Source organism: Kitasatospora sp. NPDC058184, from assembly GCF_042883725.1.
Lineage (GTDB): Bacteria > Actinomycetota > Actinomycetes > Streptomycetales > Streptomycetaceae > Kitasatospora.
Genome location: NZ_JBHVVE010000039.1, coordinates 18,187 through 35,328, shown reverse-complemented (window position 1 = coordinate 35,328; position 17,142 = coordinate 18,187). Strand labels below are relative to the sequence as shown.

23 protein-coding genes are annotated in these 17,142 nt (G+C 73.6%); 19 read left to right on the top strand and 4 right to left on the bottom strand.

All coding sequences use genetic code 11. The annotated features are described in order from the left end of the window. Positions 1-33 precede the first annotated feature (33 nt). The 4 genes from ACFVXH_RS40105 to ACFVXH_RS40090 form a co-directional block, all read right to left on the bottom strand. A complete protein-coding gene (locus ACFVXH_RS40105; RefSeq protein ID WP_387831124.1) occupies positions 34-924 on the bottom strand; it encodes a DUF1932 domain-containing protein in 891 nt (296 codons plus the stop codon). Beyond that, entirely contained in the window at positions 921-2,099 is a 1,179-nt protein-coding gene (locus ACFVXH_RS40100) for an HAD hydrolase-like protein (RefSeq protein WP_387831123.1), read from the bottom strand. Before ACFVXH_RS40100 ends, ACFVXH_RS40105 begins: the two co-directional genes overlap by 4 nt. Positions 2,100-2,110: 11 nt before the next feature. Then, positions 2,111-3,151: an AAA family ATPase gene (locus tag ACFVXH_RS40095; RefSeq protein WP_387831122.1), complete on the bottom strand. Its 1,041-nt coding sequence runs from the start codon at positions 3,149-3,151 to the stop codon at positions 2,111-2,113. A 165-nt stretch (positions 3,152-3,316) separates the two neighbouring features. Next, complete coding sequence (locus ACFVXH_RS40090) at positions 3,317-3,646, bottom strand: GntR family transcriptional regulator (RefSeq protein WP_387831121.1); 330 nt, start codon at positions 3,644-3,646, stop codon at positions 3,317-3,319. Between the two features lie 177 nt (positions 3,647-3,823). On the opposite strand from ACFVXH_RS40090, the gene ACFVXH_RS40085 reads away from it, so the two are divergent. From ACFVXH_RS40085 to ACFVXH_RS39995, 19 genes are all read left to right on the top strand, one after another. Beyond that, complete coding sequence (locus ACFVXH_RS40085; protein WP_387831120.1) at positions 3,824-4,195, top strand: hypothetical protein; 372 nt, start codon at positions 3,824-3,826, stop codon at positions 4,193-4,195. A gap of 2 nt (positions 4,196-4,197) precedes the next feature. Next, positions 4,198-4,356 carry a hypothetical protein gene (locus ACFVXH_RS40080; protein WP_387831119.1) on the top strand — a complete coding sequence of 53 codons (159 nt, stop codon included), beginning with the start codon at positions 4,198-4,200 and terminating at the stop codon, positions 4,354-4,356. After that, positions 4,356-4,565, top strand: coding sequence for a hypothetical protein (locus ACFVXH_RS40075; RefSeq protein WP_387831118.1), 210 nt, complete (start codon positions 4,356-4,358; stop codon positions 4,563-4,565). The genes ACFVXH_RS40080 and ACFVXH_RS40075 overlap by 1 nt, the downstream gene beginning before the upstream one ends. 359 nt (positions 4,566-4,924) lie before the next feature. Then, the gene (locus ACFVXH_RS40070; protein WP_387831117.1) at positions 4,925-5,458 is read left to right on the top strand and encodes a hypothetical protein; all 534 of its coding nucleotides are present in this window, start codon (positions 4,925-4,927) and stop codon (positions 5,456-5,458) included. Between the two features lie 181 nt (positions 5,459-5,639). Then, a complete protein-coding gene (locus tag ACFVXH_RS40065; RefSeq protein WP_387831116.1) occupies positions 5,640-5,783 on the top strand; it encodes a hypothetical protein in 144 nt (47 codons plus the stop codon). A 103-nt stretch (positions 5,784-5,886) separates the two neighbouring features. Continuing rightward, positions 5,887-6,336: a hypothetical protein gene (locus tag ACFVXH_RS40060; RefSeq protein ID WP_387831115.1), complete on the top strand. Its 450-nt coding sequence runs from the start codon at positions 5,887-5,889 to the stop codon at positions 6,334-6,336. A 133-nt stretch (positions 6,337-6,469) separates the two neighbouring features. Next, on the top strand, positions 6,470-7,108 hold the full coding sequence (locus ACFVXH_RS40055) for a hypothetical protein (protein ID WP_387831114.1): 639 nt from the start codon (positions 6,470-6,472) through the stop codon (positions 7,106-7,108). Continuing rightward, entirely contained in the window at positions 7,105-7,593 is a 489-nt protein-coding gene (locus tag ACFVXH_RS40050; protein ID WP_387831113.1) for a hypothetical protein, read from the top strand. The genes ACFVXH_RS40055 and ACFVXH_RS40050 overlap by 4 nt, the downstream gene beginning before the upstream one ends. A 16-nt stretch (positions 7,594-7,609) precedes the next feature. Continuing rightward, the gene (locus ACFVXH_RS40045; RefSeq protein ID WP_387831112.1) at positions 7,610-8,029 is read left to right on the top strand and encodes a hypothetical protein; all 420 of its coding nucleotides are present in this window, start codon (positions 7,610-7,612) and stop codon (positions 8,027-8,029) included. Positions 8,030-8,034: 5 nt separating this feature from the next. Further along, positions 8,035-8,361 (top strand): hypothetical protein, encoded by a 327-nt coding sequence (locus tag ACFVXH_RS40040; protein ID WP_387831111.1) that lies wholly within the window; start codon positions 8,035-8,037, stop codon positions 8,359-8,361. Positions 8,362-8,420: 59 nt separating this feature from the next. Then, positions 8,421-8,945 carry a hypothetical protein gene (locus ACFVXH_RS40035; protein WP_049650116.1) on the top strand — a complete coding sequence of 175 codons (525 nt, stop codon included), beginning with the start codon at positions 8,421-8,423 and terminating at the stop codon, positions 8,943-8,945. Between the two features lie 123 nt (positions 8,946-9,068). Further along, the gene (locus ACFVXH_RS40030) at positions 9,069-11,342 is read left to right on the top strand and encodes a hypothetical protein (protein WP_387831110.1); all 2,274 of its coding nucleotides are present in this window, start codon (positions 9,069-9,071) and stop codon (positions 11,340-11,342) included. Between the two features lie 290 nt (positions 11,343-11,632). Beyond that, positions 11,633-13,966, top strand: a complete 2,334-nt coding sequence (locus ACFVXH_RS40025) for a hypothetical protein (RefSeq protein ID WP_387831109.1) — start codon at positions 11,633-11,635, stop codon at positions 13,964-13,966. Between the two features lie 52 nt (positions 13,967-14,018). Further along, a complete protein-coding gene (locus ACFVXH_RS40020; protein WP_387831108.1) occupies positions 14,019-14,360 on the top strand; it encodes a hypothetical protein in 342 nt (113 codons plus the stop codon). Positions 14,361-14,745: 385 nt separating this feature from the next. Further along, entirely contained in the window at positions 14,746-14,892 is a 147-nt protein-coding gene (locus tag ACFVXH_RS40015; RefSeq protein WP_387831107.1) for a hypothetical protein, read from the top strand. Next, on the top strand, positions 14,889-15,374 hold the full coding sequence (locus ACFVXH_RS40010) for a hypothetical protein (protein ID WP_387831106.1): 486 nt from the start codon (positions 14,889-14,891) through the stop codon (positions 15,372-15,374). Before ACFVXH_RS40015 ends, ACFVXH_RS40010 begins: the two co-directional genes overlap by 4 nt. 129 nt (positions 15,375-15,503) lie before the next feature. After that, positions 15,504-15,863, top strand: a complete 360-nt coding sequence (locus ACFVXH_RS40005; RefSeq protein WP_387831105.1) for an HIT family protein — start codon at positions 15,504-15,506, stop codon at positions 15,861-15,863. Next, on the top strand, positions 15,860-16,408 hold the full coding sequence (locus tag ACFVXH_RS40000; protein WP_387831104.1) for a nucleoside 2-deoxyribosyltransferase domain-containing protein: 549 nt from the start codon (positions 15,860-15,862) through the stop codon (positions 16,406-16,408). The genes ACFVXH_RS40005 and ACFVXH_RS40000 overlap by 4 nt, the downstream gene beginning before the upstream one ends. A gap of 186 nt (positions 16,409-16,594) precedes the next feature. Continuing rightward, complete coding sequence (locus ACFVXH_RS39995) at positions 16,595-17,140, top strand: AAA family ATPase (RefSeq protein WP_387831103.1); 546 nt, start codon at positions 16,595-16,597, stop codon at positions 17,138-17,140. The last annotated feature ends 2 nt before the right edge of the window (positions 17,141-17,142 follow it).

Sequence of the window (17,142 nt, the reverse complement as noted above, 5' to 3'; positions counted from 1 at the left end):
TGTTCGGTTGTGGTGGTACAGCTCGTCAGGAGCCTAGACGCCAGGCGAGACCGTCCCCGCATCGATGACGGCATCGGGCGTGTCCGCCGCCAGCAGCACCAGGGCCTGCTCGACGGTTAGGGCCGTGTCCTTCGCCGAGTTCCAGCGTCTGAGCGTGTCCGCTATGGCGCGCAGCACCTCGTCCGGCAGCCCCGCTGCCTGGAGGGTATCGGCGGCCTCTTCCAGCTCTGGTGCCCACCTCCAGGCCCTGGCTGCGGTCTTCGGGATGTAGTCGGTCTCGACCAGGTAACTGGCCTGCCGCTTGCCGGCCACCTCCAGCAGCGCCTGGTCGACTTGGTGGTGCTGCGCCAGACCGTAGGAGAGCGCGGCCAACACGCGGCTGGCCTTCTGGTAGGCCGTGTAGGAGATTTTCAGCGCGGAGGCCTGCCCGACCTCCTCCCCTAGGACGGTCGGCGCCACCGCGGTGCTGGCGAACAACGCTTCCACCAGTGTGGTGGCTCCGGACAGGCCGGAGAGGTACAGCCGGGCCGTCTTGCCAGCGATCGGCGGGGAGCCGATCACCGAGCCGTCGACCACCGCCCGAGCGCTCCGACCCACCAGGTCGGCGATCCGCTGCGCCCTGTCCGGGCTGATCGCGTTGCCCTCGACGTAGACGCCGGTGAACCGGTGCTCGGCGACATCGCGGGCGACGTCCTCGGCGGCGTCGGGCGGGCACAGGCTCAGCACGACGTCGGACTGCTCCAGCAGCCGGGCGAGCTCGGCTACCGGTTCCAGCCCGGCCTGCTCGGCGCGGTCCCTGGTTGCTGTGCTGCGTCCGATCGGGCACCACAGCACCCGGGCCCCGGCCGAGACCGCGCAGGCCGCCACGGCCGCCCCCATGCTTCCTGGGTGGAGCACCCCGAGAACCAGTTGATTCGATGTCACCGTGCACCGCCGTGGACGTGAGCGAGCGCCTCGACGATGGTCTCGGTGATGAGGTCCGGCTTCGGCCCGTCAGGCCAGGGACGGCCGTGTGAGATCCAGATGGTGCGCAGCCCGGCGTCCCTGCCGCCGACGACGTCGAGGGCCGCGTTGTCCCCGATCATCCACCCGCCCAGGGCCAAGTCCCGACCGACGGCGGCGGCCGCCGCCTCGAAGATCTGGCGGCCGGGCTTCCTGACGCCGGCTTCCTCGGAGATGCACACGGCGTCGACCATGTCAGCGATGCCGGAGGCCATGAGCTTGGCCCGCTGGATTTGCGTGCCACCGTTGGTGACGACGACCACCTGGTGGCCAGCCTCCCGTACGGCGGTCAGGGCCTCGACGACGCCGGGGAAGGGTTGCACCAGAGCGGCGAGCTCCGGCTCGTACCGGGACCAGAACTCGTCAGGTGAGTCGGGAAGGCTGAGGTCCGAGCAGAGGCTCTCGACGACGTCCCGGTCGGCCCGGATGCGCATGGCCTCAAGCATCCGTTGCTCGACGTCCGGCGCGAGGCCGTGGTCGGCGCAGTATCGGGAGACCCAGGCCGTCACGGCGGTACGTCGGTCGATCAGCGTGTCGTCGAAGTCAAGCAGCACCAGCTGCTGTTCGCGCTCGGCGAGTGCCTGGCGAATCCGCTCGGCGGCCTCCTCGGGCGAGACGGCGTCGGTGCGGATCACCAGATCGAATCGGAAACCGGCATTGGTCTGCAGGTCCGTCAGTGTCGCATCCCACGCGGAGAGCCGGGCCTGCGTGTCGCTGTCCCCGCGGCCTGCCGATCGGATGGCCGTGATCTCGCGCGGGCACCACAGCAGGACGGTGAGCCACTGCGCCGGGTATCCCTCGATCAGGGCCCGGACGCCGTCGACCTGGCCGAGGTGGACGACCGGCACGCCAGCGGCGACCGCATCGTCCAGTCCCGGTCGGTCGACCACGTAGGTGCTGTCGTACCTGCTGTTCTCGTAGATGACCGCGCCGGCGGCGCGCAGATCTTCGAGCTGCTGCTGGGAGCCCATCCGGTAGCCGGCCGACCGGCCCCGGCCGACCTTCACCCTGGAGAACAGCGCGAAGGCGGGGTCGAGCGCGGTCAGGGCGGCCGCCACCGTGTCCTTCCCGGTGGCCGGCGGCCCGTAGAGGATCACTCCGCGCCGCGTCACCTGCGTACCGACCCGAGAGCGAGTCGGGCCTGGTCGGCCATCGCCACCGCGGCGCCGAACCGGTTGTCCACCACCAGGTGCGGCACGACCGGCCGCAGGTCCATGTCCAGCCCCGCCACGTACTGCTCCCAGTTATCCAGTTTCCAGGTGTCCCGGGCCGCCGAGCGGTGGCCGATGTAGTCCCTCATCGACTCCACGTCGCACTTCACCCACACCGGAGCCACCTTCACCTTGCGGGCGTCGCAGCGGCTCTGGAGCCGCCGCATCCAGCCCTCGTCACGGAGCTCGGCGACCAGCGGAGCCGTCACGATCGAGGAGATCCCGCAGTCGATGTTGGCGTTGGCCGCGGCCAGCAGCGACTCGTACTCCAGCGGCCGGACCTTCGATACGTAGGTCTCGGTGTGCCGGTCGTTGCGGTCTGAGCCGAGAGCGGTCAGCAGCGACTCCACCAGCGGGCGGCACATTGGGTCTTTGTCCAGCAGCGGCCACCCGCTGATCTCGGAGAGGAAGCGCGCGAATTCGGTTTTTCCCGAGCCCGCGTAGCCGCCCACCAGCACCAGCGTGGGCCGGTGCGGGTCACCTCCGGTGTGGCGGCGACGCCAGGCATCCATGATCCGCTGCTGGATCCCGAGATGATCAGCACTGGTCGTGCCCGGCGCGATCTGGAGGAGGGCGCGCTCGACGGCGAGGGCGTGAGCTCCGGTGTGCTGGTCGGTCGACGGTGTCAGCCCGAGCTTGCGCGGCTCGTCGCTGGGCAGCGGGTTGCGGAAACCGAGTTCCCAGTCTGCGGCGCCGTACATCAGGCAGTACGCCCGCTGGTAGGCCACGCCCGGGTAGACCTCGCCCTGCTCGTGCTGCCACAAAGTCTGTGGATTCGCAGCCGGGACATCCTTCAACCTTGCGGTGGTTGCGACCCCGCGCAGCTTGTCGCCGGCCTGCTCAAGTGTCAGGCCATGGGCTTCACGTTGCTCCCGCAACTTGTCAGGGCGCCAGCCCGGACGCGCCTTCGCCATGGCCTCTACCTCGGCTTTCGTCATATTTGGGAGCCTACGGTTCAAGCTCCGGAACCCATGTGTATGGGGATGTTGAAAACGTGTTGATAGATCTGAGTACGGATCTCACCACGGGGATGTGATGGCCCGTCACCGCAGGGTCGGATTTGATCTGAGTGTCGAAATCCGACCGAGGGAGTGCCCCATGGATCACGTGCGGAGCAATGCCTGCTCGACCTTCTCGAGGCGGTTGCTCAGCGCCTTGAGCTGCTCCCTTAGCTCTTGGATCTCGGGCGCCGTCGAAGGGGTGTCCAAGGGCGGCTGTTTCACGAAGGAGCCCTTGCCCTGATGCGAGTAGATCACCCCGGCCGCTCTCAGCTCGGCGAGGGCCCTCTGCACGGTCCCGGGGGCTACGCCGTAGTGAGTGGCTAGCTCCCGCGTGGTGCCCAGCTTGTCGCCCGGTTGGAGCCGGCCTAGTCGGACCTGATCTTTCACGTCCTGCACGATCCGCTGGTAGGGCTGGGCGTGTGGATCAGTCATGAGCCACATCGTAGGACCACCTCCTCGTCAAAGACAGCTTCACCAGCTTAGTTGACACAGCAGTGACTGTATCAGTTAAGCTGGCTAAGCCAACACGGAAGCGCTCGTGAAAACGGCGAACCCCGGTGCGCCTGGACAGCAACCACCGGGGTTCCCACGGACCAAGGGAGATCCGTAGTGAACAGCATCTCGCACACCCTCAGGCTCAGGCCCCAGGGGATGGCCAGCCTTGAGATCGTCAACAAGGTCGCCGGCCACCGCGCCGAGGGCTCCTCCGCCTCCACCGGCCTGGTGGACGGTGACGAGTACGGCGCCGGCCTCCAGGGCCAGTACGAGGAGCAGGTCGTCGCGCTCGTGATCCGGGACCTGACGGCCGCCGATCCGGCCGCCACCGTGGGGGCGGTGAACGCGGTCGTCGCCCAGGTCTGGGCGCAGGCCGCGGAGCACGTCCGGCGGGCCGGCACCACCTGGACCCACATCAGCTGGTTCGTCCAGAACGCCATCACCGAGTTCGTCGGCGGCGCGCGGCCGCAGATGGCGGGGTGCTGACGATGTCGCAGCCCGACGCGGTGCAGGCCGCGGCCCTGGACGCGGTGATCGCGGAGCGCCTGCGCTCCGCCCAGGAGGCCGCCGCGGCCGCGGAGCGGGCCCGCCAGGAGGCGGACCGGCTGCGCGGGCAGATGGCGCAGCAGGCGGGGGGTCGGTCCTGATGGCCCTGTCCTTCCGCCGGTCCGAGTCCCGGCCCGCCACCCGTACGGACACGCCCGACCACGTCGCCGCCGACGGCCGCTCGTGGGCCGGTCCGGACTACGACGAGGCCCGCGCCAACGGCCGACCGGTCCTCGCTCCCCGGACCACGGGCAGCGCGGACGGGTTCGGCCGGTCCTGCGACCTGCACGACGACGGGGGTGCGCGGTGACGATCGCCCCCCTCTGCCGCAGCTACGCCGGCGGCGGCACCCCCACCCCGCCGAAGACCCCGCCCCCCGCCCCGAAGGGAGGCAGTCGGTGACCGCCGAGGAAGCCCAGCGCCAGCAGCAGGACGAGCAGCTCCGGCGGGCCCGCGAGGCCCACGCCAGGGCGCAGGCCGCGAAGGCCGGCGGCTCCGGCAAGTAGCCCCTCCTCCTCTCTCCCCTCTCTACGCAGTTCGGCAGTCTCCCGCCGCCTGCCTCTCGGAACCGTTCTGGCATGCCCATGTCGGAATGGCGCCGGGAGTGGTGCGGCGGGCCCCAGGGCCCAACACCAATCCCGTTCCCCGCCCGATCCAGGAGGCACCCGTATGTCCCGCACGCTGACCGGCCGCCGCCAGGCCGAGCACGTCGCCCAGATCACCAGCACGACGTCGACGTCGGCCTGGGCCTGGGTCGCCGAGGCCCAGGGCCCCGAGCGCGTCCGCCGGGCGGCCGCCCGCCGCCTGGCCCGCCTGACCGGCACCACCCTGGTCCGCTGGGACGGCGTCCTCTCGGACTCGGACTGGGACACCCTGCTGTCCGCCGGCGCCGACGCGCTGCTCGCCCAGGCCGCCACCGCCGACGACGAGGATCGGCCGTACAGCCTGGGCCTGGTCGACGCCGCCGCCGAACTCGCGGCCGAGGCCGCCGCCGCGGACGACGGCGTGATCGAGCGCACCACCGTCCTGCCCGACCTGCCGGCGCCCGGCCAGTTCGTCGACGCTGCCGCCGCCGAACCCGAGCGCCTGCCCGACGAGCAGCAGGCGGTCGAGCGCTGGTCGCCGTTCGAGGGCGGCCCCCGCCACATCGTGCGCTGCGCCGACGGCACCCGCCGCTACGGGACCGGCCAGCTCGCCGACTAGGCCGCCGGCCTCCACCAGCTCCACCCGTCGCCCCGCCCGGGGCCCCGTCCTTCCGGCTCCGCCCGGAGCTGCTCTGACCGTACGGCCGCCCGCTCGGCGCCCGCATCGGCCCCGTTCCACCGGCTCCGTCCGGAGCCACCCGCCAAGACCCGTTCACCACCGCACAGACGAGGAGGCCTCGATGGCCGACCCGAAGTTCCCGATGACGCCCGCCGAGTACGACGCCTGGCAGGCCGACCTCGACCGTATGCACGCCGCGTACGAGGCGGCCGACGAGGCCGAGTACGAGGCCTACCTCGACGGGCTCGACGCCCGGGACGGCTGACCCTTCGCCTGTCCGGGAGCCGCCCGCCACGGCGGCGCGGCTCCCGGACAGGCCACCACCCCTCGCACCACCACCCAGTCCCGCATGGAGCCGGAGGCCCACGATGAAGCACCGCGCCCGCACCTCCTCCCCCGCCCGCCGCGCGTACTACGAGGCGGACAGCACCCGCCGCTGGATCGCCCGCGCGATCGGCCCGCGCCGCGTCGGCGGCACCTACCGCGGCGCCTACCGCGGCGACACCCCCTACGAGGTCCTGGCGATCGACCCGGGCCCGCGCGAGGGCTGGCCGGTCTGGCAGATCACCGTGCGCACCGTCGGCGAGGACCAGGTCCGCCCGCACTGCACCGCGTGGGACCACGAGCGCGACGTCGTCGTCGCGCAGCCCGAGGACGAGGACTACGCCCAGGCCTGGGCGGCCTGGCAGCTGACCCACTCCCCGGCCCCGTGGACCCGGCGCGAGTCGGACAGCCCGGCCTGGCAGCACGTCCTGGACGAGATCGCCCACCCGGTGACCACCGCCGCGTTCCAGCACCTCGCCGCCCGGATCAGCTGACCGTTCGACCGGAGGTCGTCCATGGACCAGTTCTTCTTCACCTTCTTCGCCGGCAGCGCCGCCACCGCCTTCCTGGTGCTGGTCGCCGAGGCCGCCACCGCCTTCCTGAACCCGACCGAGGAGGAGGACTCCGATGGCTGACCAGCCGATCGAGCCGACCCGCGTCGTCCTGGCCGGCGAGCGCGACGGCGCCACCCCGCCGCCCCCGCCGCCCCCCGAGCCGCCGACCGTCGGCATGCCGGACGCGTTCCTGCCGCCGCCCAGGCGCGGCGGCGCCCCTCCGCCCCCGCCGCCGTCGGGCCCGCCGCCGGGCTTCGGTGGGCCGGCCGGGGGAGCACCGGAGCCGTGGGAGCCCTGGCGCAAGCCCGGCGGCGGGCGCGGTGGCGGGGTGGCGACGGCCCCGGCCCCGGTGTACGCGCCGCCGGTCGAGGTCCACCACCACTACTACCCGGCCGCCCCCGCGCCGGCCGCCCCCGCCGCGCCGCGGTTCGATGTCCGGCGGATCCACCCGGTCGCCAACGGCCTCGCGGCCGCGACCGGAGTGGTCCTCGCCCGCGGGCCGGTGAACGAGGCCTTCCACTGGGTCTCCGACCCGATCGGCCTGCCCGTGTGCGGCCTGGTCGTCGCCGGTGTCCTGGAGTGGTGCTGGCACCGCTACCGGGGCCTGTGCTGGCTGGCGCGGGTCTTCACCTTCTCGATGGTCGCCTCGACGGTCATCACCCCGGCCGGGCAGCAGCTGATCGGCTATCTCATGACGCGGGCCGCCTGGTGAGCCCGGCCCAGCTCTCCCTCGGCGGCCTGGCCCTGGCCGTCGCCGTCCTGGTCTTCACCGTCGCCCGCTGGTGGCGCCGCGGCTGCGAGATGCCCGGCGCCGCCGCCCTGGCCGGCGGACTGCTGACCGGCCTCCTCGCCGCCCTGTGCTCCGGAGGCCTGCTCGGCTGGGCCGCGCACCGCCTGGTCCGCGAGGCCACCAACCCCCTCGGCAACCGCCTCGCGGGCACCGGCTCCGCCCAGCTCCTCCCCCAGGCCGCCCCGGCCGGACTGAGCATCGGCGGCGGCGTCGCCACCACCGTGCTCCTGGCCGTCGTCGCGCTGGCCTGGCGCTGCTGCGACTACCAGCTGCGCCGCCAGCTCACCGCCGGGATCGTCTCCGGCTCCGCGCTCGGCCTCGCCGGCGGCATCTCCGGCCTGGCCGCCATCACCCTCGTCCCCGCCGTCAACTCGCTGGGCGGCCAGATCCTTGCCGCCTTCCACTGACCGTCAGGAGACCACAGTGGACCTGCACCTGCTGTCCCCCGTCCCCGTACCGGCCGGCCTGCTCCTCGCGGGCCTCGCCGCCCCCTACCTGACCAACACGGTCCGGATCCTCACCCGGCGCCCGCGCCCCGCCGACAGCGGCGCCCGCCTGCTGAGCAACGCCCCCGGGCTCGGCATGGTCGCCGGCGTCGCCACCATCTGGTCCCCGTACCTGGCCGACGACGTGCCCCTGCCGTCCGGGCCCGCCGCCGTCGCCGCCGTCTACCTGCTGGGCGCCTGCGTCAGCTCCTGGCGGATGCCGGCGCAGCCCAGCCCGGCCCGCCGGGCCGTGTACCACCGGCTCGTCACCCCGCACGCCTGGATGGTCGTCGGCACCGGCCTGCTCACCGCCTCCTACCTGGCCACCGGCCTGATCACGGCCCTGAGCGGGATGTGAGCGGCATGGACCACCTCGACCGCCTGCCCCTGGCCGTCGCCCTCGGCGCCGTGTACGGCGCCCTCCTGCACCACTTCTCCCCGCGCCCCACCTGGAAGACCACCCGCCTCGGCCGGCTGCGCCCGGTCCTGTGGGGCGCGGGCCTCGGCGCGGCGGCCGGCGTCGTGCGGTGCACGCCGGTCCTGCGGCACGCCGCCTGGGTCGTCCTGATCGACCACCCCTGGTGGATCGACCCCGCCGTCTGCGCCGTCGCCGCGGCGGCCGTCGCCGCCCTGGCCGCCCGGATCCGGCGCCGGGAGCGCGACAACCCCGAGCACACCCGCCAGCCCTGACCCTCTCGGCCCGCAGCGGCCGTCCTTCTCCTCGTCTCTCTTCTCCGGAGGTCACCACCGTGTTCGTCCCCGCCACCACGTTGACCATCGGCGGCCTGTTCGTCGGCATGGCGCTGCCGCTGTGGCACATCAGCAGGTTCGCCGTCGGCAGCATCAAGGGCAGCGCCGGCGCGACCAAGGGCGCACTCGACCTGCTGCCGCTCGGCGTCGGCATGCTCTACGGCGGCATCGCCACCGCCACCACCTCGGGTTTGATCGGATTCTCGACCGGCGCGATCACCTGGTTCGGCAACGCCGCCGGGAGTCTGACGATGTGGGGCGGCACCGGCGGCCACACCACCCTCAACGCCCGCTCCAGCCACCTGGAGCTCACGGGCATGGGCAACCTCGTCCTGCTGCTGCTCACCGTCGCGGTCCTGGGCGCCTGGAAAGCCGTCCCGAAGAAGGCCAAGCCGAAGATGCGCCTCGGCATCATCAGCGGGATCCTCCTCGGCCTGTCCGCCACCCTCGGCGGCCTGGTCATGGCCACCGTCATCCCGCTGGTCAACTCGGCCGGCGCCGCCCTCGTCGGCACCATCGCCTGACCAGGTCCGGACGCCACCAGTCGCCCACGCCCCGCACCGCGCCCCCAAGCGCGGCCGGCGGTGCGCGGGCGGCCGCAACCGCCCGGACCGAACCCGCCCAGCAGAGCGCCCTGGAGACGCACCATGACGATCTATCCGCCCGAACGCGTCATCATCGACCTCGCCGACGAGGGCGAGTTCCTCGGCCCCGACGACCCGGGCCCGGACACCCGCACCGGCGCGGGCACCGACAGTCCGACCGCCGAGAAGGCCGGCTCCGGCCGGGCCGCCCGCCTCACCAAGACCATCGGCGCGGCCGTCACCGCGCAGGCCCGGCGCGAGTACGCCGCGTTCCGTGAGGGCTTGACCGTCCTCAAGGACGAGACCGGTGCTTGGGCGGCCGCCTCCCAGGAGACGCCCGCCCACCTGCGCGCCGCCCTGCTCAACCGCCGCTACTCCACCTGGCAGGTCAAGCGCAGCTCCGAGATCGAGGCCTTGGAGGAGAAGGCCGCCGAGTTGGGGAAGCAGGCCCGCCGCGCCGCGGCCGCCGGCCAGGTCGACGACGCCACCGCCGCCGACCACAAGCAGGCAGCCACCGCCGCCGCCGTGCTGCGGGACGAGGCCGCGGCCTGGCGCCAGCGGGTCCGCGAGATCCACCAGCAGCCCTACACCGGCCACATCGACCCCAGCGACGACGAACTCGAAGGGCAGCGCCGCCGCACCGCCAACCGCCGCTGGGCCGCGCTCGCCACCCTCGGCCTCGCCGTCGGCGGATTCGAACTGGCCGTCGGCAGCCTGCTCCTCCCGGCGCTCACCACCACCGGCATCCTCCTCACCGGCTGGGCGAAGGGCCGCCTCCCCGGCTGGCGCCGGGCCCTCCCGGACGTCCCCGCGCTCGCGTACGAGACCGAGACCGACAAAAAGAAGGAGAAGAAGAACAAGATGGAGAAGACCGAGCAGGCCGAGCAGACCGCGAGCGTTGGCACCGACGCCCAGCCCCTGCGGATCGGCCAGGCCACGACCGAGGAGGAGGCCGGCACCGCCATCCTGCGCGCCCTGATCGGGGAGGGCCTGGCCATCGGGTCGGTCACCGACGTCACCCGCGAGAAGTGGGGCTGGAAGGCCACCGCCCACCTCACCAAGGGCAAGCCCGCCGACCTGGTCCTGCGCCTGCCGCAGCTGGACGTCGCCCTCGGCGTGCGCCACGGCGGCGTGATGGCGCAGCCGCAGATGGCCGCCGCCGGATCGGTGGTGCTCCGCATCCTGCTGGGCGACCCGTTCGACCCGATGCCGCCGCACCCGCTCTACGCCCCGCACTCGAACTCGATCCTCAAGCCGTTCTCGCTCGGCCCGTCCATGGACGGCAGCCCCACCCAGGTCACCATCGCCGGGCAGAACATCATGGTCATCGCCGTCCCCGGCGGGGGTAAGTCCGCGATCGTGCGCACGCTCGCGGACTACATCACCAGCTGCACCGACGCGATCGTGGTCGACGTCGACCCCACCGGCCGCGGGCTCGGGCCGCTGCGGCACCTGGCCGCGATGACCGCCTACGACGCGCCGCGGATCGACGACGTCCTCGACTGGGCGATCCGTGAGGCCGAGATCCGCACCGAGCGGATGGGCGACGACGTCGACAACTGGCAGGTGACGGACGACTCGCCGGCGGTGTTCGTCATCGTCGACGAGCACCCGCAGCTGACCAAGACGCAGAAGGCCAAGGTCATCAGGCTCGGCCGGATCGGCCGCAAGGCCCGCGTCACCGTGGTCCTGCTCAGCCAGGACGCGACCAGCGACGTCGTCGGCGACGCCATCGCCGACGTCTTCGGCATCCGGATCATGCTGCCGTGCCGGAAGGCCGACGTGCCGTTGGTGGTCGGCTCGGACACCGCGATCTCCGAGGGCTGGATGCCGCACCGCCTGGTCCCCAGCCCCGGTGACTGGGACCTCGCCGACGCCGGGGCGTTCTACATCATCGCCCCCGGCCTGCGTGACCCGATCCTGCGGAAGGCCACCTTCCTCGACGCCCCGACCGCCACGCTCCGTACACAGGAACGGCTCGCCGCCGGCGCCGTCACCATCACCCCGGAGCCCGCCGACGGAGGCGACGACGAGAACCTGCCGCCGGTGCTGATGTCGATCCGGGCCGCGTTCGAGAAGCACGGCGACCCGGACTTCCTGCTCACCGACCAGATCCTGGACCACCTCGCCACCACCGGAGACGAGTGGCGGCAGTGGGACGACAGCGAGCCGGAGCACCGCCGCCGGGAGGTCAAGAAGAAGATCGCCAGGGATCTCAAGAAGGCCGGCCTTCCTCCGCTCAAGACGGTGCGCCGGAGCGACCTGAACAAGGACAACCCGCCCTCCGGAACCTGGCGCTCCGATGTCGAGGCCGCCTTCGAGGGCCTGCCGGAATGACACGCAACGTCACCAGCAGCGGCCTCCCGCGATCCGTCGCCTGATCCGTCCGCGATCCGTCGCCGATCCGTCCTGATCCGTCCCCGCGACAGATCGGCGACGGATCAGGAAACGGATCGTGAGCTGCGAAAACAGATCAGACGGATCAGATCCCCCGCACCCCCGGAAACGGCCCCGACACCCCCGGTCGGGGCCGTTTCCACCCCCTGGCCGCCCCCCGCCGCCGGGCCCCTTCCCTGGCCGCTCAGGCCGCCACGCACCGTCACCACGACAGACAGGAGCCTGCCGCCATGTCCCCGGCCAGCCGCACCCGCGGCACCACCAAGAAGGCCACCCAGGCGTCCTCCGGCCGCGCCCGCACTCGGGCCGGCGCCGCGCCGAAGACTCTCGCCCCGCCCACCCTGGCGACCCCTGCCGACCCGGCCCCGACCCTCCCGGCCGAGCGGTCGGCCGACGAGATCCGGGCCGACGCCGCCGACCGCGCCGCCGACATCCGCGGCCTGGCCGAGGAGGCCGCCGCCGCCCTGCTGACCGCCGCCACCGAGGAGGCCGGCCGCGAGCTGGCGACCGCCGAGCGGTGGGCGGCGGAGGCCGAGCAGCTGCGTGCGGACGCCGCCGCCGAGGCCGAGACGGTCACGCAGCGTGCCGATCTGGCGGTCCGGCGGATCCTCGACCTGGCCACCGACCAGGCCGACCTGATCCGCCAGGCCGCCGCCGAGGACGCCCAGGCGCGGCGCGAGGAGGCCGACACCGACGCCCACACGGCGGCCGACCGGCTGCTGGAGGACGCCACCGCGAGGGCCGGCCGACTGCTGGCCGACGCCGAGCGGCGCGCCACCGCCGTCCGTACCCAGGCGCAGCAGGACGCGACGCGGATCGTCGCCGACGCCGAGGACCGCGCCCAGGCCGCGGCGGCCGGCATCACCGCCACCGCTGAGGAACAGGCCGCCAAACTCCACGGCGACGCCGAGCGCGCCGCCGCCTCGACACTGCGCCGCGCCGCCACCGACCTCACCGACATCCAGGAACAGACCGCCGACGCCCGCCACCAGCTGGCGCGCACCCGGGAGAAGGCCACCACCGACCGCGCCCGGGCCGAGCACGAGCTGACCGGCGCCCGGGAACTCGCCGCCACCGTCCAGCGCGACGCCGCCTCGGCCGCCGACCGGACCCTGACCGAGGCCGCCACCGAGGCCGAGGCGATCCGCACCCGCGCCGCCGCCACCGCCCGACAGATCCTCAAGACGGCCGAGGACCGGGCCGAGGAGACCCGCGAGGACGCCGAGGCGACGGCCGGGCGCGTCACCGAGGCCGCCCGAGCCGAGGCCGACACCGTCCGCGGTGACGCCCAGGACGAGGCCCGCCGACTGCGGGAGGCGGCCGAGGTCGACGCGCGGGAACTGCGCGAGGAAGGCGCCCGGCAGGCCGCCGAACTGCGCGAGCGCGGCCAGGAAGCCGTGCAGCGGCTGCGCCAGGACGCCCAGGCCGCCATCGACGAGGCCCGGGAGACCACCGGCGAGGAACTGCGCCAGGCCAGCTCGAAGCGAGGCAAAGCGGAGGCCGACGCCCAGCGAATCCTCAACACGGCCCGCAAGGAAGCCGACCAGGTCACCGCCGACGCCCTCGCCGAACTCGCCGAGACCGAACAGCACGTCGCCGACCTGCGCGCCGAGCAGCAGCAGCTGGAACAGAAGCGGGCCGACCGGCAGAAGAGCCGGCTCCGCCAGGCCTGGCGCCGGTGGGAGGCCAACATCCCGACGTTGCTGCCGAAAATCGCACTGTGGGCGGGCGTCGCCTACACCGCGGCCGGCGAGCACCGTCTCGCCGTGATGGCCGGCATTGACACCAGCTTGGCCTGGTTGTTCCCCGTCGCGGTGGACGTGTGGGTCGTCGCCGCCACCCGCGCCCACGCCAAGGCCCGCACCGAGGAGAGGCGTAAGCGGATCACCCAGGAAGTGATCGCCGCGCTGGCGGTGATGATGGCCTGCCAGGTGGCCGCGCTGCTCGCCGAGCTGCACCTGGCCGGGGTCGAACTGCGTAACGGACAGTGGCGGGTGGAAGGGTGGCTCGCCGTCCCGCTCGCGATGGTGGTGCCGGTGGTCATCTGGCGCGTGCACGCGCTCATGGGCCACGGCCCCTCCGCGCACGCCGATTCCGATGCGCAGCCGGACGCGCCCGCCGCGCCCGCCGAGCAGCCGGACGGCGCCCACGACCACCCCGGCCCGCGCCCGCCGCACGGCGGCCACCCCCTGCCCACCGCACACGGTGCCCTGCTCCCCGCGCAGGCCACACCCGCCGAGCGCTCACACGAGCGCGGGATCACCGCAGGTCGCGGAACGAATGGCGCGCACCGCGCTCTCCCGCCCGCGCGCCCGCAGGACGCCGACGCTCACCCGTCCCCGGCCCCGACCGGCGCCGCGCTCCTCTACGCCCGCAAGGCGCTCGTCCGCCCGCTGTACGACGCCCTCGGCCGCCGCCCCCGCGTCGCCGAGATCCACGCCGCGCTCACCGCCAAGGGCCTGCTGACCGGCGACGAGAAGACCACGCGCAGCACCTGCCAGCGCGTGCGCGACGCGGTCGAGGAAGCCGAGCCCACACTCAAGCCCGCCGTTCGCTCTGCGTAACCGAGCGCTCAACGCGAGCGGCCTCCGGGATGAAGAACGCACCCCGGAGGCCATGGCACCCCGAGGGCGCCGGCGGGCCGGTCTCGCCACCGGCCCGCCCCCATCCTCCCGCACCACCAACCCGCTCACCGAACCGATCCCGGAAGAGGCCACCCTGTTCGCCATAGACCGTGACGCCCGCATCGCCAACCTGCGCGAGCTCCTCCACGAGCGCAGCCAGACCCTCGCCAACATCCCGCCCGGCTCCCGCTCCCACACCCGGCTGCTGGCCGAGTGCGAGGCGATCAGCGACGAGATCGCCCGCCTCCAGCACTGCATCAACATCCCGCGCCCCGTCGCCATGGCCGTGCCCACGCTGCTCGCCGTCCTGCTGCTCGCCCTCATCAGCCGCTGACCGGAAGGGAATTCCATGCGCTTCGTCTACCTGCTCGCACGCTGACCGGACGACCGGCCTCGCCCCCGGACCGCACCCGCCCGCCCGGCACCCAGCCCGGCGGGCGGCGCGCTTCCGGGGACGGGGCCGGCCGACCGGCCGACCTTCGACACCCCCTCAGGGAGCACCCACTGCACGCGGCCGGCATCCACACCGAGACCGGCGACGCCCCGGACGGCGAGGCCCGCTACCGCGACCGCGAGGGCCGGGAGCTGGAGCGACACGACACCGTCCTGCTGCCCGGGCCGGACCCGGTGCCGCACTACAACCGCGGCCGCACCCGCCTGACCCCGAGCAGCTGAACAACCCGCCGCCCCCGCCCGCCAGCAGAGAAGGAGAAGCCGCCGTGCGCGCACCCGATCTCGACCCGACCGGAGAACACCACGGCGGCCTGCCGACCTGGCCCTGGCGCTACGCCGACCCCGGCCTGCACACCCGCCGCCAGCTGCGCGCGATGGGCCTGCGCCCCGGCGGCCAGGAGCCGGCCGCGTGACCGCCACCGACCGCGCCGCCCGCTTCGCCACCTCCTACGCCCTCCTGCGGGCCGCCGGAGCGATCGGTGACATGTGGGTCCAGACGGACACCTGCGCCCGGATCAAGGGCGCCACCGACACCAACCCCGTCGTCGACCGCGACGAGGAGACCGGCGCCGAGAGCGTGCACGGAACCCGCGAGGGCCGGCTCGCCTGCGCCCACCACTGCGCGACCTACACCGCCACCCAGGCCGGCGCCCTCCTGATCGGCTCGCGCCTGCTGGGCCTGCGCTTGAGGCCCAGCCGCGTCGCCGCCGCGCTGGCCCTGTCCTTCGCGACCCACTACATCGCGGACAGGCGCCAGCCCTTGGCCCGCCTGGCCAACGCCACCGGCAAGGGCGCCTTCTACGAGCGCCTTTCCCCGGTGTGCGGGTCCTTCGAGCTCGACCAGGCCTGGCACCACGGCTGGGAAACCGCAGCCGCCCTGTTCCTGGCCCGCTGACCGCGCCGGGCGCTCACGCTGCCCACCACGACGCTCCGCCCCCGGCCACCCAGGCCGGGCGGTCGCAGCGCCGTGGTGCGCGGCGCGGCTGTCCGGCCGGACCCAACACCGAGAAGGGAACCGATCACCGTGTCGGTCTCGAACTGCGCCTTCTGCGCCATCGTCAGGGGCCATGCGCCCGCCGACGTCGTCCGCGAGTGGAGCGACGCCATCGCGATCCGTCCGCGCAGCGGTGGTGTCGCCGACGGGCACCTGCTGGTGATCCCTCGACAGCACGTGGCGGACGTCGGCACCAACCCGCTCGTCTCCGCGGCCACCATGTCGCGCGCCGCCGAGCTGCCCGCCGCCAACGTCCTCACGAGCCGGGGCGCGGCGGCCACGCAGACGGTCTTCCACCTACACCTGCACGTCGTCCCCCGCACCGACGGGGACGGCCTGCCCCTGCCCTGGGCCCCGCAGCACGCCGCCCGGAACGGAGCCACCGCGTGAACCTCCACCTCGTCATGGCCCGCGAGCCCATGCCCACCCGCGGCCCGTCCGTGTTCCTCGCCGGCCCCACCCCCAGGCTCGGCGGCCCCGTTGACTCCTGGAGGCCGGCCGCCTACGCGGAGCTGGGTACCCAATGGGCCGGCCCCGGCCCGCTGACCGTGCTCTCCCCCGAGTCCCGGGGCGGGCGCCGAGCCGCGCACTACGACGACCAGGTCGACTGGGAGACCGCCGCCCGGGCCAGTGCCGACGCGATCCTCTTCTGGATCCCCCGCGACCTCGAGCACATGCCCGGCTTCACCACCAACGTCGAATTCGGGTTGGACATCCCGACCGGCCGCGTGGTGCTCGGCTGCCCGCCCGACTGCGCCGCCCCCGAGCGCAACCGCTACCTGGTCTGGGTCGCACACCGCCACAGCGCCCCCGTGCGCGACACCCTCAGCGAAACCGTCGCCGCCGCACTCGCCCTCGCCTCCAGCCGCACGCCCAGCCAGCCCGGCCCCGCCGACAACCCGGTGCCCGACGACCCCACCGGCGCCTGGCTCTGACCACCCACCACACCACCTCGGAGGCCCTCGCGATGACGACCACCACCAGTCCCGCCGACACCACGGCCTGACGACGCCCACTACCGAACCCCGTCCCCTACACCGGCCAGGCCGGGACGGCAGCGCGCGGTGGTGAGCGGCGCGCCCACCCCGGCCCACCCTTCCTCGATCCGAAAGGCACCACCCGTGAACACCACCTTCGTCCCCGTCCCCGGTTCGCTGATCGTCCTGGTCGGCGGATCCGGCGCTGGGAAGACCACGTTCGCCGGCCGCTGGCCGACCACCTGGCGCCTGAGCCTGGACGACTACCGGCAGGTGGCCACCGACGACGAGGCCGACCAGTCCGCGACCACGGTCGCCGAGCACGTCCAGACGCTGCTGCTGGACGCCAGGCTCTCCCGCAACCTGACCACGGTGGTCGACTCGACGGCACTCCTGCCTCACGTCAGGGCCAGCCTGCTCGCCCGCGCCCGCTACTGGCAGCGCCCGGCCTGCGCGGTGCTCTTCGAGGTCCCCCTCGAAACCCGCCGCGAACTCAACGCCGGCCGGGAACGCGTCGTCCCGGACCACGTCCTCGTCGACCAGGAGCAGCAGGTACCCACCCAGGCGCAGCTGCTCGCCGAGGGTTTCGTCCGCGTCGACCGCGTCACCGTCGACCCGGCTGTGCGTGTGACCGACTCCGGCTCCACGTGCGAGCCCCGCGACAGCCTCGACCTCGCGGCCCGGGTCTGACC